Origin of the sequence: Paraburkholderia sp. Ac-20340, from assembly GCF_017104965.1 — a bacterium.
GTDB lineage: Bacteria > Pseudomonadota > Gammaproteobacteria > Burkholderiales > Burkholderiaceae > Paraburkholderia.
Genome location: NZ_JAAGPR010000013.1, coordinates 16,406 through 39,337 on the forward strand (window position 1 = coordinate 16,406; position 22,932 = coordinate 39,337).

Consider the following 22,932-nt stretch of genomic DNA (forward strand, 5'->3'; position numbering starts at 1 on the left):
ATTTTTCGAGAAACTCGAAGAAAGGTGAGCGTAAATGTCGGAAACGATGAAGCAATTCCAGCTGAACTCCTATCTGTTCGGCGGCAATGCTCCGTATGTCGAAGAGCTATACGAAGCATATCTTGACAACCCTGCGTCCGTTCCGGACCAATGGCGTGAGTACTTTGACGCACTGCAAAACGTGCCGTCGACGAGCGGTTCCGCCGACAGCGATGTCGCGCACGGTCCGATCGTCGAGTCGTTTGCGCAGCGCGCGAAAGCCAATGCGTTCGTCGCCAAGGGCGGCGGCGAAGATCTGGCCACGGCTCGCAAGCAGGTCTACGTTCAGTCCCTTATCGGCGCATATCGCTTCCTGGGTTCGCAATGGGCGAACCTGGATCCGCTGAAGCGTCGCGAGCGTCCGCCTATCCCCGAACTCGAACCTGCGTTCTACGACTTCACCGAAGCCGATATGGACCAGACGTTCAGCGCCACGAACCTGTATTTCGGTTTCGAGCGCGCGACGCTGCGCGAGATCGTCAAGGCACTGCGCGACACGTACTGCGGCACCATCGGCGCCGAGTACATGTACATCAGCGATCCGGAGCAGAAGCGCTGGTGGAAGGAGCGTCTCGAGTCGATCCGCTCAACGCCCAATTTCACCAACGACAAGAAGAAGCACATCCTGCAGCGCCTCACGGCCGCTGAAGGTCTCGAGCGCTTCCTGCACACCAAGTACGTCGGCCAGAAGCGCTTCTCGCTCGAAGGCGGCGAATCCTTCATCGCCGCGATGGACGAAGTCGTCCGTCACGCAGGCGCGAAGGGCGTGCAGGAAATCGTCATCGGCATGGCCCACCGCGGCCGTCTGAATGTGCTGGTCAATACGCTCGGCAAGATGCCGGCTGACCTGTTCGCCGAATTCGAAGGCAAGCACGTCGACGACCTGCCGGCTGGCGACGTGAAGTACCACAAGGGCTTCTCGTCGGACGTCGCCACCGAAGGCGGCCCGGTCCACCTGTCGCTCGCGTTCAACCCGTCGCACCTTGAAATCGTCAACCCGGTGGTCGAGGGTTCGGCGAAGGCTCGTATGGATCGCCGCGGCGATGCAGACGGCCTGCAGGTTCTGCCGGTGCAGATCCACGGCGACGCGGCCTTCGCAGGCCAGGGCGTCGTGATGGAAACGCTGAACCTCGCGCAAACGCGCGGTTACGGCACGCACGGCACGCTGCACATCGTCATCAACAACCAGATCGGCTTTACGACTTCGGACCCGCGCGACGCGCGTTCGACGCTGTATTGCACGGACGTGGTCAAGATGATCGAAGCGCCGGTTCTGCACGTGAACGGCGACGATCCGGAAGCGGTCGTGCTGGCGATCCAGCTCGCGGTCGAATTCCGCATGCAGTACCACAAGGATGTTGTCGTCGACATCATCTGCTTCCGCAAGCTCGGTCACAACGAGCAGGACACCCCGGCGGTCACGCAGCCGCTGATGTACAAGACGATCGCGAAGCACCCGGGCACCCGTGCGCTGTACGCAGAAAAGCTCGTGCAGCAGGGCGTCATCTCGGCGGAAGACGGCGACAACTACGTCAAGGCTTACCGTGCAGCGATGGACGAAGGCCACCACACGGTCGATCCGGTGCTCTCGAACTACAAGAGCAAGTACGCGGTTGACTGGGTGCCGTTCCTGAACCGCAAGTGGACCGACGCTGCCGATACGGCCGTGCCGCTCGCGGAGCTCAAGCGCCTCGCAGAACGCATCACCACGATCCCGGAAAACTTCAAGGTTCACCCGCTGGTCGAGCGCGTCATCAACGACCGCCGCACGATGGGCAAGGGCGAAGCGAAGCTCGACTGGGGCATGGGCGAACACCTCGCGTACGCATCGCTGGTCGCTTCGGGCTACTCGGTCCGTCTGACGGGTCAGGATTCGGGCCGCGGCACGTTCACGCACCGTCACGCTGTTCTGCACGACCAGAACCGCGAACGCTGGAACGACGGCACGTACATTCCGCTGCAGAACATCGGCGAAAACCAGGCGCAGTTCACGGTGATCGACTCGGTGCTGTCGGAAGAAGCGGTGCTGGGCTTCGAATACGGCTACTCGACGGCCGAGCCGAACACGCTCGTCGCGTGGGAAGGCCAGTTCGGCGACTTCGTCAACGGTGCACAGGTCGTGATCGACCAGTTCATCTCGTCGGGCGAAGTGAAGTGGGGCCGCGTGTCGGGTCTCACGATGCTGCTGCCGCACGGCTACGAAGGTCAGGGTCCGGAGCACTCGTCGGCACGTATCGAGCGTTTCCTGCAGCTGTGCGCCGAGCACAACATGCAGGTCGTTCAGCCGACCACGCCGGCTCAGATCTTCCACGTGCTGCGCCGTCAGATGATCCGTTTGTTCCGCAAGCCGCTGATCATCTTCACGCCGAAGTCGCTGCTGCGTCACAAGGAAGCTGTCTCGGATCTGTCCGAACTCGCGAAGGGCTCGTTCCAGCCGGTGATCGGCGAAGTGGACGAAACCATCGACGCGAAGAAGGTCAAGCGCGTGGTGGCCTGCTCGGGCCGCGTGTACTTCGACCTCGTCGCGCATCGCCGCGAAGCGAAGGCAAACGACACCGCGATCATCCGTATCGAACAGCTCTATCCGTTCGCTCACAAGCAGTTCGAAGCGGAGCTGAAGAAGTACGACAACGCGACGGAAGTGGTCTGGGTGCAGGACGAGCCGCAGAATCAAGGCCCGTGGTTCTACATCGAGCACCACCTGAAGGAAGGCATGAAGGAAGGCATGAAGCTCGCGTACAGCGGCCGTCCGGCTTCGGCCTCGCCGGCTGTCGGCTACTACGCGAAGCACTACGAGCAGCAGAAGGCGCTGATCGAAGGTGCATTCGGCCGCCTGAAGGGCGCGCAGGTCGCGAAGTAAGCACAGTGAGCTAACGAACCGGGAAGGCGCGTGACATAGGCGCGCGCTTTCCCGCGCTCAGGTGCGCGACCCGGTTCGTCCTAGATACGTATTCAGGAACATCAAATGGCTATTGTTGAAGTCAAGGTCCCCCAGCTTTCGGAGTCGGTTTCGGAAGCAACGATGCTGCAGTGGAAGAAGAAGCCGGGCGAAGCGATCGCCCAGGACGAAATCCTCATCGAAGTGGAGACGGATAAGGTCGTTCTCGAAGTCCCCGCGCCGGCTGCCGGCGTGCTGGCCGAGATCGTGGCAAATGACGGCGATACCGTCGTCGCAGATCAAGTGATCGCCCGTATCGATACGGAAGGCAAGGCGAGCGCCGCTGCAGCGCCTGCAGCCGCCGCCGCTCCGGCTGCTGCTGCACCGGCTGCCGCTCCGGCCGTCGCTGCTGCTGCATCGACGTCGAGCAGCAACATCGCATCGCCGGCAGCGACCAAGCTGATGGCAGAGAAGGGTCTGGCAGGCGGCGACGTCGCCGGCACGGGCCGCGATGGCCGCATCACCAAGCAGGACGTGCTGGGCGCAGGCGCGCCGAAGGCCGCTCCGGCAGCCGCACCGGCTGGCAAGCCCGCCGCTGCGAAGCCGTCGCTGCCGCAAGTCAACGCACCGGCATCGGCTGCGAACTGGCTCAACGACCGCCCGGAACAGCGCGTGCCGATGTCGCGTCTGCGTGCGCGTATCGCCGAGCGTCTGCTCGAGTCGCAGCAAACCAACGCCATCCTCACGACGTTCAACGAAGTGAACATGGCGCCGGTCATGGACCTGCGCAACAAGTACAAGGACAAGTTCGAGAAGGAACATGGCGTGAAGCTGGGCTTCATGTCGTTCTTCGTGAAGGCTGCGGTTCACGCCCTCAAGAAGTTCCCGCTCGTGAACGCGTCGATCGACGGTAACGACATCGTCTACCACGGCTACTTCGACATCGGTATCGCTGTCGGTTCGCCGCGCGGTCTGGTGGTGCCCATCCTGCGCAACGCAGACCAGATGAGCCTCGCTGACATCGAGAAGAAGATTGCCGAATTCGGCCAGAAGGCCAAGGACGGCAAGCTGTCGATCGAAGAAATGACGGGTGGCACGTTCTCGATCTCGAACGGCGGTGTGTTCGGCTCGATGCTCTCGACCCCGATCATCAACCCGCCGCAGTCGGCGATCCTGGGCGTGCACGCGACCAAGGAACGCGCTGTGGTGGAAAACGGCCAGATCGTGATCCGTCCGATGAACTACCTCGCGATGTCGTACGACCACCGCATCATCGACGGCCGCGAAGCCGTCCTGTCGCTGGTCGCCATGAAGGATGCGCTGGAAGATCCGGCGCGCCTGCTGCTCGACCTGTAAATGCGAGGTAGCGCGAGCGGGGCGCATGTCCTGCTCGCGCATCCAGTCTCACACTGAGCGGCGCGCGCGCGGGTTCCGGAAGCCGGAACCCGCGCGCCGCGCTCACGTATCGAAAGGATGACCATGTCCAAAGAATTTGACGTCGTCGTGATCGGCGCCGGCCCTGGCGGCTACATCGCGGCGATCCGCGCGGCTCAGCTCGGCAAGTCGGTTGCCTGTATCGAAAAGTGGAAGAACCCGGCCGGCACGCTGAAGCTCGGCGGCACCTGCCTGAACGTCGGCTGCATCCCGTCGAAGGCGCTGCTCGCTTCGTCGGAAGAGTTCGAGAACGCCCAGCATCACCTGGTCGACCACGGCATCAGCGTGGGCGACGTGAGCATCGACGTGTCGAAGATGCTCGGCCGCAAGGAAGCCATCGTCGAGAAGATGACGAAGGGCATCGAATTCCTGTTCCGCAAGAACAAGATCACCTGGCTCAAGGGCCATGGCAAGTTCACCGGCAAGAACGACGCCGGCGTGCAGATCGAAGTCTCGGGCGAAGGCGAAACCGAAGTCGTGACGGCGAAGAACGTCATCATCGCGACGGGTTCGAAGGCGCGCCATCTGCCGGGCATGCCGGTCGACAACAAGATCATCGCCGACAACGAAGGCGCGCTCTCGTTCGACTCCGTGCCGAAGAAGCTGGCCGTGATCGGCGCTGGCGTGATCGGTCTGGAGCTGGGTTCGGTGTGGCGTCGTCTGGGCGCGGAAGTGACCGTGCTCGAAGCGCTGCCGGAATTCCTCGGCGCGGCTGACCAGGCGCTCTCGAAGGAAGCAGCCAAGCTCTTCAAGAAGCAAGGTCTGGACATTCACGTCGGCGTGAAGGTGGGCGAAGTCAAGGCCACCGACAAGAACGTCACGATCAACTACACGGACAAGGACGGCAACGCGCAAGTGCTCGAAGCCGACCGCCTGATCGTGTCGGTTGGCCGCGTGCCGAACACCGATAACCTCGGTCTCGAAGCGATCGGTCTGAAGACCAACGAGCGTGGCTTTATCGACATCGACGATCACTGCGCAACGGCTGTGCCGAACGTGTACGCGATCGGCGACGTGGTGCGTGGTCCGATGCTCGCGCACAAGGCCGAAGACGAAGGCGTGCTGGTTGCCGAAATCATCGACGGTCAGAAGCCGCACATCGACTACAACTGCATTCCGTGGGTGATCTACACCGAACCGGAAATCGCGTGGGTCGGCAAGACGGAACAGCAGCTCAAGGCCGAAGGCCGCGAGATCAAGACGGGCCAGTTCCCGTTCATGGCTAACGGCCGGGCGCTTGGCATCAACAAGGCCGACGGCTTTGTGAAGATGATCGCCGACGCGAAGACCGACGAGCTGCTCGGCGTGCACATCATCTCGGCGAACGCATCGGACCTGATCGCGGAAGCCGTGGTGGCGATGGAATTCAAGGCTGCCGCCGAAGACCTCGGCCGCATCTGCCATCCGCACCCGTCGCTGTCCGAAGTCATGCGCGAAGCCGCACTCGCTACCGACAAGCGCGCGCTCAACATGTAATGCAGCAGGGCAGGGCGACGGCCGCAAGGCCGCGTCCGGCTCGCGGTACTTGCATCACGTACAGAGGCGGACGGGTTCGAACCCGCTCCGCCTTTACTCATTTGTGGCCCACGAAATGAACGTCACCGAATACTACGAATCAGAACTGCAGAAACGGGGATATAAACCGGATGCGGCGCAGCGCGTCGCCATCGATCGGCTGCAGCGGTGCTACGACGAGTGGGTCGAATACAAATCGCGTCGCTCGAACGCGTTCTGGAAGCTCATCAATCGCCCGGATCTGCCGCGCGGCGTGTACATGTGGGGCGGCGTGGGGCGCGGCAAGAGCTTCCTGATGGACAGCTTCTATGCGGTCGTGCCGGTGCAGCGTAAGACGCGTCTGCATTTTCACGAGTTCATGCGCGAAGTGCATCGCGAACTTGAAGAACTCAAAGGCCAGTCCGATCCGCTCGACGAACTCGCGCGCCGCATTGCGAAGCGCTATCGCCTGATCTGCTTCGACGAATTCCACGTCTCCGATATCGCGGACGCGATGATTCTCTATCGTCTGCTCGACCGTCTGTTCGAGAACGGCGTGCAGTTCGTGATGACCTCCAATTACGACCCGGATCTGCTGTATCCCGATGGCCTGCATCGCGACCGCATGCTGCCCGCCATCGCGCTGATCAAGGAAAAGCTCGATGTCCTGAATGTCGATGCCGGTATCGATTATCGCCAGCGCACGCTCGCGCAGGTCGAGGTCTATCACACGCCGCTGGGCGCGGCGGCCGACAAGGCGCTGCGTCATTCGTTTACGGATCTGGCTGCGGTGCCCGACGAAAGCCCGATCCTGCGCATTGAAAAGCGCGAACTGAAGGCGCTGCGAAAAGCCGATGGCGTGGTGTGGTTCGACTTCGCGACGCTGTGCGGCGGCCCGCGCTCGCAGAACGACTATCTCGAACTGGCCAGCCGTTTCCACGCGGTCATTCTCTCCGACGTGCCGCAGATGTCGCCGCGCATGGCCTCCGAGGCGCGCCGCTTCACCTGGCTCATCGACGTGTTCTACGACCACAAGGTCAAGCTGCTGATGTCGGCGGCGGTGCCGGCTGAGGATCTCTATCCCGAAGGGCCGATGGCGAACGAATTCACGCGCACGGTCTCGCGTATCGTCGAAATGCAGTCGAAGGAATATCTGGAAACGCCGCGTCGGATCGTCGATACGTCGCTGACCTGATTGTTGGCGGGCGTGGCGGGTGGGGCGCGATAGCGGTCTGTCATCCCGAAATAGCGCTCGAAGCGTGTTTTCAAGATTCGGACTCGTCTGATATGGGCGGCCCGGTCAAGTCGATATCTTGTGTCAGGACTGGTTCTGACAAAGGAGTAGACCATGACCCCGCATCGCGATATTACCGAGGAAGAATGGCAGCGCATCATTCCGCTGCTGCCCGAATTGCGCCCGCGCTCGGAAATGCGCGGCCGGCCACTCGCCAACACCCGTTCGGTGCTCAACGGCGTCCTGTGGGTCATGTATAGCGGCGCAACCTGGTCGGCCATGCCGCGCCGTTACCCTTCGTATCAAACCTGCCATCGCCGCTTCAAGGCATGGCACGACGAAGGCGTGCTCAAGACCGTGATGGCCGAGCTTTTCGGCGAAGAAGGCGTCGCTCTGTGCGAGATCATCGAAGCACGCATGCGCAAGCATCTGAGCCGCGCGGAAAAAGCCGCGGCGCGCGTGCAGGATGGTCTGCCGCCGGCGCCGCGCAATTCGCCGTTCAGCCCTGCGGTGGCGCAAGGCGTGTTGCCGTCGCTGGGCTATCGCTCGGTGTATCGGCATACGGCTTGATACCGCGCGCAATCGCTCGATAGCCGCCTGAAATGAAACGAGGCCGCCTTGCATTCAAGGCGGCCTCGTTGTTTTTATCTGCGCGGTGCAGTCGCGCCATGCAGTCTGCTTTACGGCGTTATTGCTGGCGCACCCACGTCTGCGAGCGGCCCAGCAGCGAGATGCCCATATAGCCGCGCACGACCAGTTTCTGGCCGCCGTCTTCGGTGTGCATCTTGCAGCGATAGATCTTGCCGTTTTCCGGATCGAGGATGTTGCCGCCGTCCCATTCGTCGCCGGCCTTCTTCATACCGTCGATGATCGTCATGCCGAGGATCAGTTGATCCTTGCGCGCATCGGTACAGGCGGAGCAGCGGCGATCGGGTTGATCGTTCGCGCCCAGACCCTTGATGACCTTGCCGGAGAGCGCGCCGCTGCCGTCGTCGCTGATCTGCACGAGCGCCTTCGGCTGGCCCGTATGATCGTCGATGGTCTGCCACACGCCGACCGGCGAATTCGCCTGTGCGTGCGCCGCGACCACGGCGCCGAGCAGCGCGCCGGCCAGCGCGATCTGACGCGCTGCGCGTGCCAATGCCGGATTGAATGCCTTCATGTGTCTTCCTCCACTGATGTTTATCTATGTATGTACCGCTTCGCGTCGGGCCGCGTGAGCACGACGGTCAGGGCAGGATACGCGAAAGCGCCGCCCGCGTTTGCGAGGAGAAACTCTAGTCGGCGGGTACGGCCGCGCAGCGCACGGCGCATACCCGCTCGTGAGATCAGGTCGGATCAGTTCAACTGATACGAGAACGTCGCGTTGAAACGCGGGCTGCGCGACGGGCTCTCGACCGGTGCATCGGCGAGCGCCTTTGCCACGGAGAGATCCACGCTGTAGTAGCGACCGTCGGTGAGACGGAAGCCGATCGCCGCCGATGAAAGCCGCGAAGGCGAGGGCGTGCCCGCATGCAGATAAACGCGCGCCATATCGAACGACACGTACGGCGTGATCGTCTGCAGCCACACGGAACCGATCTTCAGCGGCCGGTTCAATTCGAGCGAATACGCCCAGCCCGAATCGCCCGATGCTTCGCCTGGCTGATAGCCGGCCGCGAAGCGTTGCGCGCCGAACGAAATCTGTTCGGAGGTGGGCAACGACACCGGGCTGTATTGGCCGATCACGGCGACCGTGGTGCCGAAGCCCATTGGCCATTCGTTGGTCTGCGAGAACGACGCATTGGTACGCACGAAATTCAGCGATGCCGGATTTTGCAGCGTAAGCCCCGGAATATTGGTATCCGCCGACTTCGACGCGCCCAGAATGTTGAACGCCTTCGCCACGCCAATGCTCGCCTTGCGCACCTGACCGGTTTGCACATCGGTGTAATCGGCCTGCAACTGGATCACGCGCACCTGCGAGGTCAAGCCATACTGCAGCCCGTTGACGGTGTTGTGATAGCGGTCTTCGTCATGCGTCGCGTAGGCGCTGACCGTACCCACCACGCTGCGCGTATTGCTGAGCAGCAGCGGATACGACAATGATCCCGTGATCTTGTCGCTGATCACCGTGCGCTCGACGTAGTTCGGCAAGCCGGGATTGTCGGTGGGGTTTCCTCGGTAGTGCGAAGCATCCACTTTCGCTACGAGGCCGTTGCTCGCGATCGGCACCGATGCGTGCGCGGCGAGATACGTCACGTTATCGCGTCCCTTGGGCAGCAGCGCTGAAACACTCAGCTGCTCGCCGAAGGGCGTGAGGCCGTTTTCGGTCAGCGTGAGCAGACCCTGCACGCCGGGGTGATTGAAATCGATCCCGGTGCTGATGTCATAGGGTTTTTGCGTGGCGTCCAGTTCGAGCGTGGTCGCGCCGTCGGTGCTGGTGGGCGGCGGCACGTTGGCCTTCACCTTGAGCCCCGGCAGCAGGCCGAGCACGTTGATATAGCGCTGGAACGTGGCGGTGCGCAGCGGCCGGTCATCGACGATATGAGCGGCGATCGCGCGCATCTTCTCTTCGAGCTTGCCCGGCTTGCCGGTGACTTTCACCGCGCTCACATAACCTTCGACCACGGTGATGCGCACCACGCCGCCCGCAAAATCCTGCGCGGGCACGAACGCGAACGAGAGCGCATAACCGCGCTCCTGATACAGCTTCGTCACGCCGTTGGCCGTCTCGATGAGCTGGCCGATCGTGATGTCGTGATTGGCGAGCGGCGCGAAGCGTTTCGCGACCTCGTCGAATGGAATCGATTTCACGCCCTCGACCTTGAACGTGGTCGGCGTGATATGCGTAGCGAGTAACTGCTGCAACTGCGGCGTCTGCTGTTCCACCTGCACCGTGACATTCGGCGCCTTCTGTGGAGCATTGATCTGAGGCAGTGCGTCGAGCGGGTTCCCTGCTGCTGGATTACCGCCCGACGCCGGCCTGCTTTGCTGTGCTACTGCCACCCCCGTCAAGCCGCTGCCCGCCATTACTCCCAACGCGGCGAGCACGGCCCATTCTGCGACTGCGCCTTTCATCGGACTGCCCTCGGACTTGTCGGACGACGCGCACCGGTTCCCTGGAACATCCGGTGCGCGCCGCCTCTTTCTGTCGCCTTTGCGGCGATCTGTGGCTCCCTGATTGCCTGTGTTTTTTATTCCTGCGTACTACGTACGACCTGTCCCTGTCATGCCTGGGCCAGACGCGGCGCGGTATCCCTCTCCGGACCCTGCGCCACGCAGCGCCCATGTTGCCCGATGATTGTTGCGCGCGCTACGGCAGCTTGTGGAGCAAGCTGCTCAGTAGTCCCCCCGATGTACTCGTGGTGCCAGAACTGCTTGAAGAACTCGTGCCCGTGGTCGAACCGAGCGTGCCCGTTACCGTGCTGACGAGCGCCGTCACCGGTTGCAGCAGCGCCCCTGCGCCGCTCGTGGTCGTGGTGCCCGTGGTGCCGCTGGTTGCCGTGCCGGTCGCCGAGCTGGCCGTCGACACCACACCCGAAAGCAGTCCGCCGACGATCGGTACGCCCGACAGGCCGCTGGTGAGCGCGCTCGTGCCGCTGGTCGTGCCGGTCAGGCTCGTGATCGTGCCGAGCGGCGAGCTGCCGAGGCCGAGGCTCGCAATCACCGCGTTGAGCGGGCCGAGCGGGCCGTTGGCGGAAACGCCGGTCGGCGTGCCGCTGGCGACGACGGCCGTGGTGCCGCCGACGAGGCTCGTGATCAGACCGGGAATCGGCGCAGCGCCGTTCGCGGCGTTCGGATCGACAAGGCCGCCCGCGTTGGTGACGGTGTTGCCGAGTGCGCTGACGAGCGTGCCTACGTCGGCGCCGACCGGCGAAAGCGGTCCGAGCGCGCCGCTCGAACTCGTGCCTGCCGTCGAGGTGATCGTCGCGCCGGCCGTTTGCACCGCGCCGCCGAGTTGCGCGAGCAGCCCCGAGACCGGCGTGCCCAGGCCCGTCGAGGTACCTACTTGCTGCGTGACGAGGCCGGCGGTCAGCACGATCGGCGTGATTGCCGTGCTGATCGGCTGAGTGATTTCCTGCACCGGCACCGAAGAGAGCGCGTTGCCGAGCATCTTGCCGGTGGCGTTGACGGTGCTGGCCGTGGTGTCGAGCACGTTGGCGACCGGCGTGGTGACGGGGGCGAGCGGCGAAAGCGGGCCGCTGCCCAGACCGTTGACCGTCGTGCCGAGGCCTTCGACCACACCGCTGGTGGCGCTCACGACATTGCCGAGACCGGCGACGGTCGTGCCGACCGGATTGGCCGTCGAGCCGGTCTGGCCGAGCCCGTTCGAGACGGCGTCGGCGAGTGCGCTGGCGACCGTACCGGTGCTCGATACCGTCGAGCCGAGGCCCGAGGTGACCTGCGAGCTGACGCCGCCGGGCAGGGTGGTCGAGCTGATCGCGTTGCCGAGATCGTCGGTGGTCTTGGCGACGGCGGTGACCACGCCGGACGTGCCGGTCGAGCCGCTGGTGCTGCCGCCCGAGCTCGAACCACCCGAGGTCGAACCGCTGGTGCCGGTGCCGCTGCTGGTCGAGCCGGTCGTGCTGGTGCTGCCGTCCGAGCCCGTCGAGGCCGAGGGCGGCGTGTAGCCGCTGCCGCCGCAGGCCGCGACGCTGCAGGCGATGGCCGCGGCGAGGGCGCTCAGGCGCAGGGTGCGCACGACTGCGGCGCGGGCGCTGTTGTCTTCGATATTGGCTTCGATATTCGCGTTTTGCTTCGATTCGCTGGCGCGGCGCGCGGCGGTAATCGAGTTGAATCGGCTGGACATGACGCTGTCTCCTGATCGAATGGGGACGTTGATGCGAATTGAGTAATGTGCGATGGGCGAGCGCGGGCCGCTTACTTCTTGCCGCCGAGCAGGCCGCCTACGAGCGACGTGAGGCCGGAGAGCGGGCTGGTCGTGCTGCTGCCCGAGGTGCCGCCCGTCAGCGAGCTGAGCGAAAGCGCCGGCGTCGTGCTCGAGCTGCTCGTCGAGCTGGACGAAGTCGACGTGCTGGTGGTCTTCGTGCCAGCCGCGACAGCCGCGCCCGCGACGATCGAACCGCCCGCCGTGCCCACGCTGTTCACCGTGCTCGTGAGCGTGCCGACCACGCCGGAGACGAGGCTCGTGACCGGTGCGAGCGCGCCGGTGCTGCCGCCCGTGGCCGAGGTGAGCGCCGAGGTCACCGTCGTCAGGGCGCCCGTGACCGGAGCGAGCGGGTTGCTGCCGCTCGAGCTGGTCGTCACGCCCAAGCCTGCGCCAACGCCAACCGTGGTGGTGCTGCCCGACGAGCTGCTCGTTGCGCCCGTGAGGCCGCCGGTGAGCGTGCTCAGGAGGCCGGTGACCGGATTCGTGCTGCTCGAGCTGCTGCCCGTCAGCAGATTGCCGGCGGTCGCGACCGTCGAACCGGTATCGGAGACGAGGTTGCCGAGGCCCGTCGTGACCGGGTTCGAAGTGCTGGACGAGGCGACCAGCGAGCCGGCCGTCTGCAGGCCGCTACCGAGCGTTTGCAGCAGACCCGCGACCGGCGTGCCGAGACCCGTGGCCGTGCCGACCGTTTGCGTCGTCGAAGCGACCACCGAGGTGATCGGCGTGATCGCCGAGCTGAGCGTTTGCGTGACCTGTTGCACCGGACCCGTCGAGAGCGCGGTCGTCAGCGTGCTGCCGGCGTTCGTCACGGCCGTGCCGAGCGTGCTGACCGCGGTGCCCAGCGGCGTCGTGACAGCAGCCAGCGGCGCGAGCGTGCCGCTGCCGAGACTCGTGACGAGTGCGCCCGTGCTGGTGACTGCCTTGCCTGCGTCGCTGACGACGCCGCCCGTGCTGGACAGCGTGGTGCCGACCGGGTCGCTCGTCGAGCCGAGCTGGCCGAGACCCGATGCGAGGCCGCTGCCGAGCGTCGAGACTGCGTCGCCGACGTTCTGCACGATGCCGCCTGCGGCCGTCGTCGTCGACGAACTGACGCCGGGCAGCGAGGTCGAGGCAATCGTGGTGCCGACGCCCGTCACCGTCGAGCCCAGATCGCTGACTACGCTGCTGGTCTTGGCAACAACCTGGCCGACGGCATTGGCCGAAGTGGCGGTGCCGGTGCCGGTGCCGGTCCCGGTACCCGTGCCGCCGCTGCTGGTGTCGCCCGAGCCGCTACCCGAACCGCTGTCGCCGGTCGTGGTGCTGCCGGTGCCCGAATCGCCGGTGGTGGTGGTGCCGGTGCTGCTGTCCCCGGTGGTCGTGCTGCCGCTCGTGCCGGTGCTGCCGTCGCTGCTGGTCGATCCGCTGGTGCCGCTCGTGCCGCCGCTGGTTTCCAGGGAACCGCTGCCGCTCGAACCGGTGCCGCTGCTCAGCGATCCCGATCCACCGCAGGCGGTCAGGGAAAGCAGGGTGGCGATCGTGGCTGCGATGGCCGTGAGGCGTGCTGCGTGTGCAATGCGCTGGTTGTTCATGGTGTGCCCTCGTCTCGTATGGTGTGTGTGTTGTCTTGTGTTTTGTGCTCGGTTTGTCAGACCTGCGCCTCTTACACTGCAACAGCTGTGCCAATTCGAAATCGCACCTGAAAAACAGCGTCATTCGCGTCTTGAGGATTTCGTCTAATCAAGGCGTGACAAGCCTTTGACGGATCGTTTCGTCAAACGAATAAAGCGGATCGAAACGAGGGGTAACGGCGTGGCATGCGTTACGTCACGTAACGTGGCGCGCGTGGTGTTACGCGCGGCGGGGGTAACGACATCAGTGTTTATGCGTATTGGGAAATCGCATGCTCAGCAGACGCCTTGCGTGTGAATGAATCGTGGCGCTCGCACACATTTATGCGGTTAAACGTTTGGCGTAAAAATGGTTTGCGAGTCCTGAATAGTTATGTAATGGTTTATCCCGAGTCAGCGCTAAAACGGCTATGCCGATAATGACGTTACGACCTGTCTGTTGCGTAACGAACGATTGCGTAACGTTTTGGGTTACGCTATAAAAAACGCACTGGCACAAAACAACACAAAGCAGAGCTGCACGTGGGCAATACCGAGGGGAATGCTTACGATTCGGCCATCGTTGTTGACGGACAGTCATGAGTCCGTGGACCGGATGTATCGGCGCTATTCAAATAGCATACGCAGGCGCCGATGCAGATCAGCGTGAGAGCGCTATAAAAGAGAGAGGGCCGAAATGAACAAGCTGTTCAAGCAATTCATCAAGTCGGAAGACGGGGTTACGGCGCTGGAATATGGGCTCATCGCGGGGCTCATTGCCGTGGTCATCGTAGCGAGCGTCACGAGTCTGGGTACCAAGCTGGAATCGGTATTCACTTACATTACGTCGCAGATTTCCGTTCCGTAACACAGGGACGGACGAATGGCGCGCGGCGTGATTGCTATTGACGATCGCGCAAATTCATTCAGCTGAACGTAGCAGTTGCGCTGTACGTGCGCCGTTGATCCGGCATGCGCGGTGTGCCTGCACGTCTATCCGCGATGACTTCATTGATCTCCAGCCTCGTGTTCGCGGCGTGGGCGGTGGCGGTCGCTGTCTGCGACTGTCGCGCCCGACGCGTGCCGAACCTGCTCGTGGGCGCCGGCTTGTGCGCCGCGCTGGCGGCAGCGTGCATGCACGCGGGACCGGCGCATCTCGGCGTTCTTCATGCGCTGGCAGCGGCGGCCGTGGGGCTGGCGGCGCTGATGCCGTTTTTCGTGCTCGGCATGATGGGAGCGGGCGACGTCAAGGTCTTTGCGGTGCTCGGTGCGTGGTGCGGCATGCCGGCGCTGGTCGATCTGTGGGTCGTTGCAAGCATCGTTGCGCTCGTTCATTCGTTCGTCATGCTGACTATGTTACGAAATCGCTCACGTACCGTTACGTCAGGTGTGTCGACGACGTCGGGCGAATCGGGAAAACGGCGTGGTGCGCCGTATGCCGCCTTCCTTACGGTGCCGGCGCTCGTGTGGCTGGCGATCCAGATGACGCCTGGAGGCCTGCAATGAATCCGCGTGCGTTCACGCAGCAGGCTCGCGAGGAAGGCGTGCGCAAAAACAGCTGCAATCGACGTGCCGCACGCCGCGGGCGCGTGGCTGGCCGTCAGCTGCAGGGCGGAGTCGCGGCCATCGAATTCGCGCTCGCTTTTCCGCTGTTCTTCGTGATCCTCTACGCGATCGTGATGTACAGCATGATGTTTCTCGTGCAGCACAGCCTGACTTCGGCCGCCGCGGAAGGCGCCCGTGCGGCGCTCGCCTATCAGTACGCGACGACCACGTCGGCGGCGCTCACCAGTCGGGCCAGTGCGGCCTGCACGCGCGCGCTGGCGAGCGTGAGCTGGATGGCGCAGGCGCCGAGTTGCGCGCAGACCATCAGCACGGCGCCGGCCGGTTGTACCAGTAACACAGCGATGGACTGTGTGCAGATCACGCTGACCTATCCGTGGAGTTCGAAGCCGCTGCTGCCGCCGTTGCCGTTGATGGGATTGATATCGCCGACCACGCTCGCGGGCCAGGCCACGGTGCAACTCGATCCGGTAAATATCCTGTGAAGCCCGTACCCAACATTGCCGGCCTTACGCCACACGCAGCACGTTCCGCACTTCCTGTACGCATCTGGAATCATCGTTGATGGCCAATCTGACAAAAATTGCTGCAGGACTCCTGATCGCTGCCGCGCTCATGCTCGGGATATTCGCAATCATGATGTGGCGTCGCGCGCCGGCGCCGCAACCGGTCGCGCAGCCCGCGGCCACCATGCAGGCGCTGACGCCCGTCGTGGTCGCCACGCGCACCTTGAGCGCGGGCCAGCCGATTCCCGCCGACGCGCTGCGCGTGCAGCCGCTGCCGATTCACCCGATCGGCTCGGTGGGCGACAGCGCGCTCGTCGCAGGCCGCGTGCCGCTGACCGATATCGCCGCCGATACGCCGGTGCTCGATCAACAACTGTCCTCCAGCCTTGCCGCGAGCCTCGCAGCCGGCGAGCGCGCTGTGGCCGTGAAGGTCGATGAAACCAATGCGGTGGGGAACCAGTTGCACGCAGGCAACTTTGTCGATGTGTTCTTCACGCTGCGCCGCGACGGCGGCGGCACGGGCGCGGGCGAAGTGGGCCGCACCCAGGCGCGTCTGCTGATCTCGAAGGCGCGCGTGCTGGTGTTCGGCTCGCAAGCCGAAGACGGTATGGCCAACGGTCAGCGCACCAGCAACTTCGGCGCGCAGAACGCCGTGCCGCGCACGGCGGTGCTCGCCGTGCCGGTGACGCAGGTCGATCAGCTATCGCTTGCGCAAAGCCAGGGACAACTGATCCTCGCGCTGCGCAATCCGACCGACGACGATCAGGTCGATCCGACGGCGTTCGGTCCGCAGCCGGGCGTACTGAAAGTGGTTTCGAAAGACACGCCGGAAGGCACGACGCGCGCCGCAGCGGGGATCGCGCTCGACCAGCTGGCAGGCGGCAGCGCACCGAAGCCGGTTGCGCCGGTCGTGCCGCGTCAGGCGGGCGCACCCGCACGCGGCGGACTCGAAGTGATACGGGGTGGGCGAGCCGAAACGGTCGCCTGGTAAGCGGAAAAAAGCGCGCCGCGCATGACGTGGCCGCAGACAAAACAAGCAGGAACACGATGACGATTACGAGGATTTTTGCCGTGGCTGTGGCCGCGTCCGCTTGCGCCGGCGGTCTCGCTCTCGCCACTTCGGTCGCGCTGGCTGCGCCGCCTGTGCGCGGCGCGTCGGCGGCAACGGAGCCGTTGCCGTCGAGCTTCGATATCGCGGTGGGCGAGCAGCGCACCTTGCCGGTCACGGGCGCGCTCACGCGCGTGGCGGTGGGCGACCCGTCGGTGGCCGACGTGCTGGTGGTGCGCGGCGACCGGCGAGGCGGTCTGCTGCTGGTCGGCAAGGGTGCGGGCACCACCAATGTGATGGTGTGGGAAAGCGGCGTGCAGCGCACCTTCGTCGTCAACGTGACGACCAATGCGGCGCGTGCGCTGCTCGGTCCCGGCACGCCCGACGTCAAGGTGCTGGGCGGCACGGCGATCATCACCGGCAGCGCCGCGACGATGGAGCGCCATCAACGCGCGGTCGATGCGGCCGAGGGATCGGTGGGCGCAAGCGGCAAGGGCAGCAAGAGTGGCGGCAGTAACGGAGCGAATGGCGGCAAGGATGCGAGCGGTGGCGGCAGCGGCGACGGCAACGTGCTCGACACGTCGACGATCGCCACGCGCGCGGTTGTGCAGGTGGACGTGCGGGTCGTGGAATTCAGCCGCACGGTCCTGAAGGAAATCGGCTTTAACTTTTATCGCCAGAACAACGGTTTTTCGTTCGGCACGTTCTCGCCGTCGTCGGTCAGTTCGTCGAGCACCGGCTCGTCGGGTTCGTCGATCTCGGCGGGCTTGCCGATTTCCTCGGCATTCAACCTGGTGTTTTCGTCGGCCTCGCATGGACTGTCCGCCGACCTGAGCCTGATGGAGACGAACAACCTCGCGCGCGTGCTGGCGGAGCCGACGCTCGTGGCGCTTTCTGGCCAGAGCGCGAGCTTCCTTGCAGGCGGCGAGATTCCGGTGCCGGTGCCGCAGGCGCTGGGGTCGACGTCGATCGAATACAAGCCGTATGGCATTGGGCTGTCGCTCACGCCGACCGTGCTGTCGCCCGAACGTATCGCGCTGAAGGTGGCGCCGGAGGCGAGCCAGCTCGATTACACGAACGCCGTGACGATCAGCGGCGTGTCGGTGCCCGCGCTCACCACGCGCCGCACGGAGACGACGATCGAACTCGGCGATGGCGAAAGTTTCGTGATCGGCGGCCTGATCGATCGCGAGACGGCTTCGAATGTGAACAAGGTGCCGCTGCTCGGCGACCTGCCGGTGATCGGCGCGTTTTTCAAGCAGTTGAGCTATCAGCAGAACGAGAGAGAACTGGTGATCGTGGTCACGCCGCATCTGGTGTCGCCGATGGCGAAGGGCGCAAAGCTGCCTTCGTCGCCGGGCGAGCTGGCCGAACAGCGTAATGCGCCGGTATGGCGCGCGCTGATCGGCGGGGCGGCGGCGCGCGAGCCGGTGCCGGGATTTTTGCCTTGAGTTGCACAGGAGAGGATTCGGTGCTGAAGCCCGGGTTCGTCTCAACAGGAGCCAGTGATGAATGCGAGAGCGCACTTGATGACTGAACGCACCGTGGCGGACTCGTTCGTGTTCGCCTCGGCGAACGACGCGCATGCGCGATGGTTGGCGCAGACGCTCTTTTCTGCGGGCAAGGTGGAATCGGTTGCGCTCGACCCCGGGCTGGTCGCGCAGCGCATTTCCCAGCACATGCCATCGCTGCTGCTGGTGGATTTTTCGCAGGGACGCGGCGCGGTCGCGAGCGCCGTCGCCGCCGCCGCGCATGCCGCGTTTCCGGGTCTGCAGGTGGTCGCGCTCGGCACGCTGAGCGAACCGGAAAGCGCGCTTTCCGCGCTGCGCGCCGGCGTGCGCGATTTCGTCGATGTAGCCGGAGACGGTGAGGATGCCTTAAGAATCGTCAAGCAGGTGCTCGACAATCGCGTCGAACCGGTGAGCCGTCATGGCCGCCTCACGGTGCTGCTCGGCGCGCGCTCGGGCATGGGCGTGACGACGCTGGCCGCGAGCCTGGGCGCCATGCTGGCGCGCAAGGGCGCGCCGACCAACCGCCACGCGGCCTTGCTCGATCTGGGCCTGCCGGCTGGCGACGGCGCGCTGCTGCTGAACGCAGGCAACGGTTTCAGTTTCGTCGATGCGGTGCGCAATCTGAATCGCTTCGATCAGACCTTCGTGCACACGGCGCTCGCGCGTCACGAGAGCGGCCTTGCACTGACCACGCTGCCATCGGATCTCAGTGCGTTTCGCGAAGTGTCCTATCAGTCGGCGGTGGCGTTGCTCACGCGTCTGCGCGCGTTCTTCGACCAGCAGATCGTCGATCTGGGCGGCTTCACCAACAGCGAATTCGTGCATGAAGTCGCGCAGGCGGCGGACCAGGTCTGGCTGGTGTGCGACCAGAGCGTCGCCTCGATCGTCACGGCCTCGCGTCAACTGGAAACGCTGCGCGAGGCGGGCGTCGAGAACGATCATCTGCGCCTCGTCATCAACCAGTACGAAGCGGAAATCGACCTGAGCGCGGCGCAGATCGCCGAGCGTCTGGGGATCGAGCTCGCCGGCGCGCTACCCGCGCGCCGCGTGGCGCTGTGTCAGGCCGCCAATCGCGGCCAGTTGCTGGCCGACAGCTCGCCGCGCGATCCGTACGTGCGCGCGCTCGAAGCGCTTGCGGCACAACTCGACGGCATGCGCTCGCGCACGCCCAACAAACTTGACGCGTTGCGGCGCCCGTTGCGCGGTCTTTTCCCTCACTCATCGAAGCGTTCGTAGACCATGGCGGATAACATCGAGTTTGCCGACGACGCGCCGCTGTTCGCGCATAGCCAGCAGTTCCAGGACATCAAGAACGCCGCGCACGAGCACCTGCTCACGCGCATCGAAGAGCTGGGCGCCGAATTCGGCCGCTGGTCGCGCCACGCGATCAACCAGTTCGTCGATCTGGAAATTGACAGCTTCGTGCGCCTGCGCCACATCCCGATCAACGAAAGCGAGGTGCGCGCGATTGCCGAGGCGCTCACCAAGGAGCTGGCGGGCTTCGGGCCGATCGAGGATCTGCTGTCCGATCCGGCCGTCGAAGACATTCTCATCAACGGCTATAACGACGTGTACGTGTCGCGCCACGGGATTCTCGCCAAGATTCCGGTGCGCTTCTCCGATAACGCCCATCTGCTGCGGATCGTGCGGCGCATTCTTGCGCCCATCGGCCGTCGGCTGGACGAATCGAATCCGATGGTCGATGCGCGTCTGCCCGATGGCGGCCGTATCAACGTGGTCATCGAGCCGCTGTCGCTGGCGGGGCCGATCGTTTCCATCCGCAAGTTCCGCAAGGACCCGCTGCGCCCCGACGATCTGGTCAACAACGGCACCTTCGGCACGGAGATTGGCGCGCTGTTCGAAGCGGCCGTGCAGTCGCGCTGCAATATTCTGGTGTCGGGCGGCACCAGCTCGGGCAAGACCTCGCTGCTCAACGCGCTGGCGTTCTACATCCCCGATGTCGAGCGCGTCGTGACGATCGAAGACACGGCCGAACTCTCGCTCAATCACCCGCATGTGGTGCGGCTCGAAAGCCGCCCGGGCGGTTTCGACGGCGTGGGCGTGGTGACGATCCGCGACCTGTTGCGCAATACGCTGCGGATGCGCCCCGACCGCATCATCGTGGGCGAAGTGCGCGGCGGCGAAGTGCTGGAAATGCTGCAGGCGATGAACACGGGCCACGACGGTTCGATGGCGACGGTGCATGCTTCGTCGCCGCGTGAATGCCTTTATCGCCTGGAAATGCTGGCGGGCTTCGCGGGTTTTCAGGGCACGGAAAACAGCCTGCGCCGCCAGATCGCCAATGCGATCGATTTCATCGTGCAGATCGGACGTCTTTCCAACGGCCGACGCCGGATTCTTTCGGTTACCGAAGTAACCGGTCTCGCCGACAACATCATCGCGACCCAGGAGTTGTACCGCTACGAGCCGGCCACGACGCCCGACGGCGAGGAAGTCGACCGCTGGGATTCGCTCGGCATCCACCCGCATTCGCCGAAGCTTGCGCGCTTCCGCCAGGCGGTGTCGGCGTCGTCGAACTTCGGTTTCGGCGGCGGGCGCGATGGAGGATTCAATGTCTAGCGCGCTCGCGCTCGCTGTGGGGCTCGCGCTGTTGTGCGCGGGCGCCGGGCTGTTGCTCTGGCAGCGTGCGCAGCAGCGCACGTCGCGCGAGCGCGTGACGCGTTTCGTCGATAGCCGCGTGGCGGCTGCGAACCCCGGCGCGGCGACCGCCGTAGTGGGCACCGCCGGATTCAGCAGCGGCGGTTTCGCGGGCGCCACGGCCGGTGGATCTGCGGGCGGCGCGAACGGCGCTTCGAAAGGTGCATCAAAAGGTGCATCGAATGCCGATTCGTTGCGCGCGGCCTATGTCGGCGGTAATGCGGCGACGCGCGGCGGCGCGGGCTCGACGGCATCGGCAGGATCGGCATCGGCAGCGGTGCCGGTCTCTACGCTGCAGCGCTGGCGCCTGCGTCTGGCGCTCGCGTTCCAGCACACCTTGAGCCGTGCGGGCATCGTCGATGCGCGCAAGCCGCTCGCGTTCATCGGCTTCGTGACGTTCGCGCTGACGTTGTGGGCGCTGATTCTCGGCGGCGCGGCGGCTGCCATCGCAATGCTGGTGGCGATAACGGTCTTTGTCGCCTTCATATTGTCGATGCGCATGCAACGGCGCCGCACGCGCATCGTGGCGCAACTGCCGTCCTTTCTCGATGGCATCGTGCGGCTGATCGTACTTGGCAATAGCGTTCCGGCGGCGTTCCAGGCCGCGCTCGTGACGACCGAAGCGCCGCTGCGCGAGTGTCTCGATCACGTTTCGCGCATGCTGCGCTCGGGCGTCGAAATCGACCGCGCGCTGCACCAGGTTTCGCAGGTCTATCGCACCGGCGAACTCGAACTCGTGGGCGCGGTGCTGCGTTTGTCGGTGCGTTACGGCGGCCGCGCGGACGTGATGCTCGAACGCATGGCGACCTTCATGCGCGATCTCGAACAGGCGCAGCGCGAACTGGTCGCGATGTCGGCGGAAACGCGGCTTTCCGCCTGGGTGCTGGCGCTGCTGCCGATCGCTATCGGCGGGTTTCTGATCGTGACTAACCCGAAGTATTTCGGTGCGATGTGGAACGACGGCTCGGGGCGCATGCTCGTCTATGTGGCGGTGGGCCTGCAGGTCGCCGGCGCGTTCCTGCTGTATCGGCTCACCCGTATCAGGGGGGTGATGTGAGCGCGCAGGCTTTCGGTACGCTCGCCTTGCTGCTCGGGGCCCTCGGATGTGCGTTGCTGGCCGTGCTGGCATGCCAGCGGATCGCTGCGTCGCGCAGGAGCGCGCGCACGCTCGAACAGGCGATCGCACGCACCGGTGCGGCAAGCGGCATGGGCGGCGCAGCGGCAGCGCAGGGCGGTGCGGCGGGATCAGCAGGATCAGCAGGATCGGCGCGCAACGCATCGGCGAATCCTGAAGTGGCGGCTAGCGCCCGCAAGCGCAACGGTTTACCCGGCCTGGTCGATTCGCTCAGCAATCTGGGCGTGCGTTGGCTCGATACCTCGCTGGGCCGGTTGATCGTCGCCGAGGAAGACCGTCGTCTGCTCGATCAATGCGGTTACGCCGACGCCCGCTCGCGCGGCCTGTATTTCGTCATTCGTATCGCCAGTGCGCTGCTGCTTGCCGTGCTGGGTGCTTCGTACGCCATTGCGCACGACAGCAAGGCGATTCCATATGCAGCGTTTGGCTTGCTGATTGGCTTTCTTTTGCCGAAGTTCGTGGTTGGCCGCCGCGCGCACCGCCGTCTCGATTCCGTCGCCGACGAATTGCCGATGCTCGTCGATCTGCTGCGTCTCTTGCAAGGCGTCGGGCTGTCGCTCGACCAGAGCCTGCAGGTGCTGATCAACGAATTCCGCCTCGTGCTGCCGGTGCTGGCCAGCGAAATGGAGATCGCGCAGCGCCAGTTCGTGACCGGCCGCACGCGCGAGCAGTCGCTGCAACGCATGGCGACGATCTACGAAAACGAAGACCTGCGTGCGGTGATCCGCCTGCTCGTGCAGGTCGACAAACACGGCGGCGCGGTGCAGGAACCGCTCAAACAGTTCGGCGAACGTCTGCGCGAAGTGCGCCGGGCGACGCTGCGCGAGCGCATCGGCAAGCTCACGGTGCGCATGACCGGCGTGATGGTGGTGACGCTGTTGCCCGCGTTGCTGATCGTCACGGCCGGGCCTGGCGTGATTGCCGTCCTGCATTCGCTGTCACAGATCCATCGTTGAGGCCCAACGTCGCAATG

The 22,932-nt window shown here is 64.6% G+C and carries 18 protein-coding genes; 14 read left to right on the plus strand and 4 right to left on the minus strand.

Features of this window, described 5'->3' with window-relative positions; translation table 11 throughout:
- Positions 1–34 precede the first annotated feature (34 nt).
- The 5 genes from G3N59_RS17185 to G3N59_RS17205 all read left to right on the plus strand — a co-directional run bounded on the left by G3N59_RS17185 (position 35) and on the right by G3N59_RS17205 (position 7,649).
- A complete protein-coding gene (locus G3N59_RS17185; protein ID WP_205983832.1) occupies positions 35–2,899 on the plus strand; it encodes a 2-oxoglutarate dehydrogenase E1 component in 2,865 nt (954 codons plus the stop codon).
- Positions 2,900–3,004: 105 nt separating this feature from the next.
- Positions 3,005–4,273 (plus strand): 2-oxoglutarate dehydrogenase complex dihydrolipoyllysine-residue succinyltransferase, encoded by a 1,269-nt coding sequence (gene odhB, locus G3N59_RS17190; protein WP_205983833.1) that lies wholly within the window; start codon positions 3,005–3,007, stop codon positions 4,271–4,273.
- A 123-nt stretch (positions 4,274–4,396) separates the two neighbouring features.
- Positions 4,397–5,827: a dihydrolipoyl dehydrogenase gene (lpdA, locus tag G3N59_RS17195; protein WP_027818255.1), complete on the plus strand. Its 1,431-nt coding sequence runs from the start codon at positions 4,397–4,399 to the stop codon at positions 5,825–5,827.
- 115 nt (positions 5,828–5,942) lie between these two features.
- A complete protein-coding gene (gene zapE, locus G3N59_RS17200; protein ID WP_205983834.1) occupies positions 5,943–7,040 on the plus strand; it encodes a cell division protein ZapE in 1,098 nt (365 codons plus the stop codon).
- Positions 7,041–7,193: 153 nt separating this feature from the next.
- The gene (locus G3N59_RS17205; protein WP_205983835.1) at positions 7,194–7,649 is read left to right on the plus strand and encodes a transposase; all 456 of its coding nucleotides are present in this window, start codon (positions 7,194–7,196) and stop codon (positions 7,647–7,649) included.
- Between the two features lie 118 nt (positions 7,650–7,767).
- Here the strand turns inward: G3N59_RS17205 and G3N59_RS17210 are convergent, their stop codons facing one another.
- From G3N59_RS17210 to G3N59_RS17225, 4 genes are all read right to left on the minus strand, one after another.
- Complete coding sequence (locus G3N59_RS17210) at positions 7,768–8,241, minus strand: DUF2147 domain-containing protein (protein ID WP_205983836.1); 474 nt, start codon at positions 8,239–8,241, stop codon at positions 7,768–7,770.
- A gap of 176 nt (positions 8,242–8,417) precedes the next feature.
- Positions 8,418–10,091 carry a POTRA domain-containing protein gene (locus G3N59_RS17215; RefSeq protein WP_241023524.1) on the minus strand — a complete coding sequence of 558 codons (1,674 nt, stop codon included), beginning with the start codon at positions 10,089–10,091 and terminating at the stop codon, positions 8,418–8,420.
- Positions 10,092–10,374: 283 nt separating this feature from the next.
- Positions 10,375–11,871 carry a collagen-like triple helix repeat-containing protein gene (locus G3N59_RS17220; RefSeq protein ID WP_205983838.1) on the minus strand — a complete coding sequence of 499 codons (1,497 nt, stop codon included), beginning with the start codon at positions 11,869–11,871 and terminating at the stop codon, positions 10,375–10,377.
- A gap of 71 nt (positions 11,872–11,942) precedes the next feature.
- Positions 11,943–13,520 (minus strand): collagen-like triple helix repeat-containing protein, encoded by a 1,578-nt coding sequence (locus G3N59_RS17225; RefSeq protein ID WP_205983839.1) that lies wholly within the window; start codon positions 13,518–13,520, stop codon positions 11,943–11,945.
- A gap of 715 nt (positions 13,521–14,235) precedes the next feature.
- Between G3N59_RS17225 and G3N59_RS17230 the strand changes: the two genes are divergently transcribed.
- The 9 genes from G3N59_RS17230 (at position 14,236) to G3N59_RS17270 (ending at position 22,915) form a co-directional block, all read left to right on the plus strand.
- Positions 14,236–14,406, plus strand: a complete 171-nt coding sequence (locus G3N59_RS17230) for a Flp family type IVb pilin (protein ID WP_205983840.1) — start codon at positions 14,236–14,238, stop codon at positions 14,404–14,406.
- A gap of 134 nt (positions 14,407–14,540) precedes the next feature.
- Positions 14,541–15,044 carry a prepilin peptidase gene (locus tag G3N59_RS17235; protein ID WP_205983841.1) on the plus strand — a complete coding sequence of 168 codons (504 nt, stop codon included), beginning with the start codon at positions 14,541–14,543 and terminating at the stop codon, positions 15,042–15,044.
- Positions 15,041–15,586, plus strand: coding sequence for a TadE/TadG family type IV pilus assembly protein (locus G3N59_RS17240; RefSeq protein ID WP_205983842.1), 546 nt, complete (start codon positions 15,041–15,043; stop codon positions 15,584–15,586). Before G3N59_RS17235 ends, G3N59_RS17240 begins: the two co-directional genes overlap by 4 nt.
- Before the next feature lie 79 nt (positions 15,587–15,665).
- A complete protein-coding gene (gene cpaB / locus G3N59_RS17245; RefSeq protein ID WP_205983843.1) occupies positions 15,666–16,598 on the plus strand; it encodes a Flp pilus assembly protein CpaB in 933 nt (310 codons plus the stop codon).
- A 56-nt stretch (positions 16,599–16,654) separates the two neighbouring features.
- Complete coding sequence (locus tag G3N59_RS17250) at positions 16,655–18,106, plus strand: pilus assembly protein N-terminal domain-containing protein (protein ID WP_205983844.1); 1,452 nt, start codon at positions 16,655–16,657, stop codon at positions 18,104–18,106.
- A 57-nt stretch (positions 18,107–18,163) separates the two neighbouring features.
- Positions 18,164–19,402, plus strand: coding sequence for a fimbrial protein (locus tag G3N59_RS17255; RefSeq protein WP_205983845.1), 1,239 nt, complete (start codon positions 18,164–18,166; stop codon positions 19,400–19,402).
- A gap of 3 nt (positions 19,403–19,405) precedes the next feature.
- Complete coding sequence (locus tag G3N59_RS17260) at positions 19,406–20,746, plus strand: CpaF family protein (protein ID WP_205983846.1); 1,341 nt, start codon at positions 19,406–19,408, stop codon at positions 20,744–20,746.
- Positions 20,739–21,881: a type II secretion system F family protein gene (locus G3N59_RS17265; protein ID WP_205983847.1), complete on the plus strand. Its 1,143-nt coding sequence runs from the start codon at positions 20,739–20,741 to the stop codon at positions 21,879–21,881. The genes G3N59_RS17260 and G3N59_RS17265 overlap by 8 nt, the downstream gene beginning before the upstream one ends.
- Complete coding sequence (locus G3N59_RS17270; RefSeq protein WP_205983848.1) at positions 21,878–22,915, plus strand: type II secretion system F family protein; 1,038 nt, start codon at positions 21,878–21,880, stop codon at positions 22,913–22,915. The genes G3N59_RS17265 and G3N59_RS17270 overlap by 4 nt, the downstream gene beginning before the upstream one ends.
- The last annotated feature ends 17 nt before the right edge of the window (positions 22,916–22,932 follow it).

Coding starts and splice junctions, on each gene's coding strand:
- G3N59_RS17185 (WP_205983832.1), top strand. CDS start 35: ATGTCGGAAACGATGAAGCAATTCCAGCTGAACTCCTATCTGTTCGGC.
- odhB (WP_205983833.1), top strand. CDS start 3,005: ATGGCTATTGTTGAAGTCAAGGTCCCCCAGCTTTCGGAGTCGGTTTCG.
- lpdA (WP_027818255.1), top strand. CDS start 4,397: ATGTCCAAAGAATTTGACGTCGTCGTGATCGGCGCCGGCCCTGGCGGC.
- zapE (WP_205983834.1), top strand. CDS start 5,943: ATGAACGTCACCGAATACTACGAATCAGAACTGCAGAAACGGGGATAT.
- G3N59_RS17205 (WP_205983835.1), top strand. CDS start 7,194: ATGACCCCGCATCGCGATATTACCGAGGAAGAATGGCAGCGCATCATT.
- G3N59_RS17210 (WP_205983836.1), bottom strand. CDS start 8,241: ATGAAGGCATTCAATCCGGCATTGGCACGCGCAGCGCGTCAGATCGCG.
- G3N59_RS17215 (WP_241023524.1), bottom strand. CDS start 10,091: ATGGCGGGCAGCGGCTTGACGGGGGTGGCAGTAGCACAGCAAAGCAGG.
- G3N59_RS17220 (WP_205983838.1), bottom strand. CDS start 11,871: ATGTCCAGCCGATTCAACTCGATTACCGCCGCGCGCCGCGCCAGCGAA.
- G3N59_RS17225 (WP_205983839.1), bottom strand. CDS start 13,520: ATGAACAACCAGCGCATTGCACACGCAGCACGCCTCACGGCCATCGCA.
- G3N59_RS17230 (WP_205983840.1), top strand. CDS start 14,236: ATGAACAAGCTGTTCAAGCAATTCATCAAGTCGGAAGACGGGGTTACG.
- G3N59_RS17235 (WP_205983841.1), top strand. CDS start 14,541: ATGACTTCATTGATCTCCAGCCTCGTGTTCGCGGCGTGGGCGGTGGCG.
- G3N59_RS17240 (WP_205983842.1), top strand. CDS start 15,041: ATGAATCCGCGTGCGTTCACGCAGCAGGCTCGCGAGGAAGGCGTGCGC.
- cpaB (WP_205983843.1), top strand. CDS start 15,666: ATGGCCAATCTGACAAAAATTGCTGCAGGACTCCTGATCGCTGCCGCG.
- G3N59_RS17250 (WP_205983844.1), top strand. CDS start 16,655: ATGACGATTACGAGGATTTTTGCCGTGGCTGTGGCCGCGTCCGCTTGC.
- G3N59_RS17255 (WP_205983845.1), top strand. CDS start 18,164: ATGAATGCGAGAGCGCACTTGATGACTGAACGCACCGTGGCGGACTCG.
- G3N59_RS17260 (WP_205983846.1), top strand. CDS start 19,406: ATGGCGGATAACATCGAGTTTGCCGACGACGCGCCGCTGTTCGCGCAT.
- G3N59_RS17265 (WP_205983847.1), top strand. CDS start 20,739: ATGTCTAGCGCGCTCGCGCTCGCTGTGGGGCTCGCGCTGTTGTGCGCG.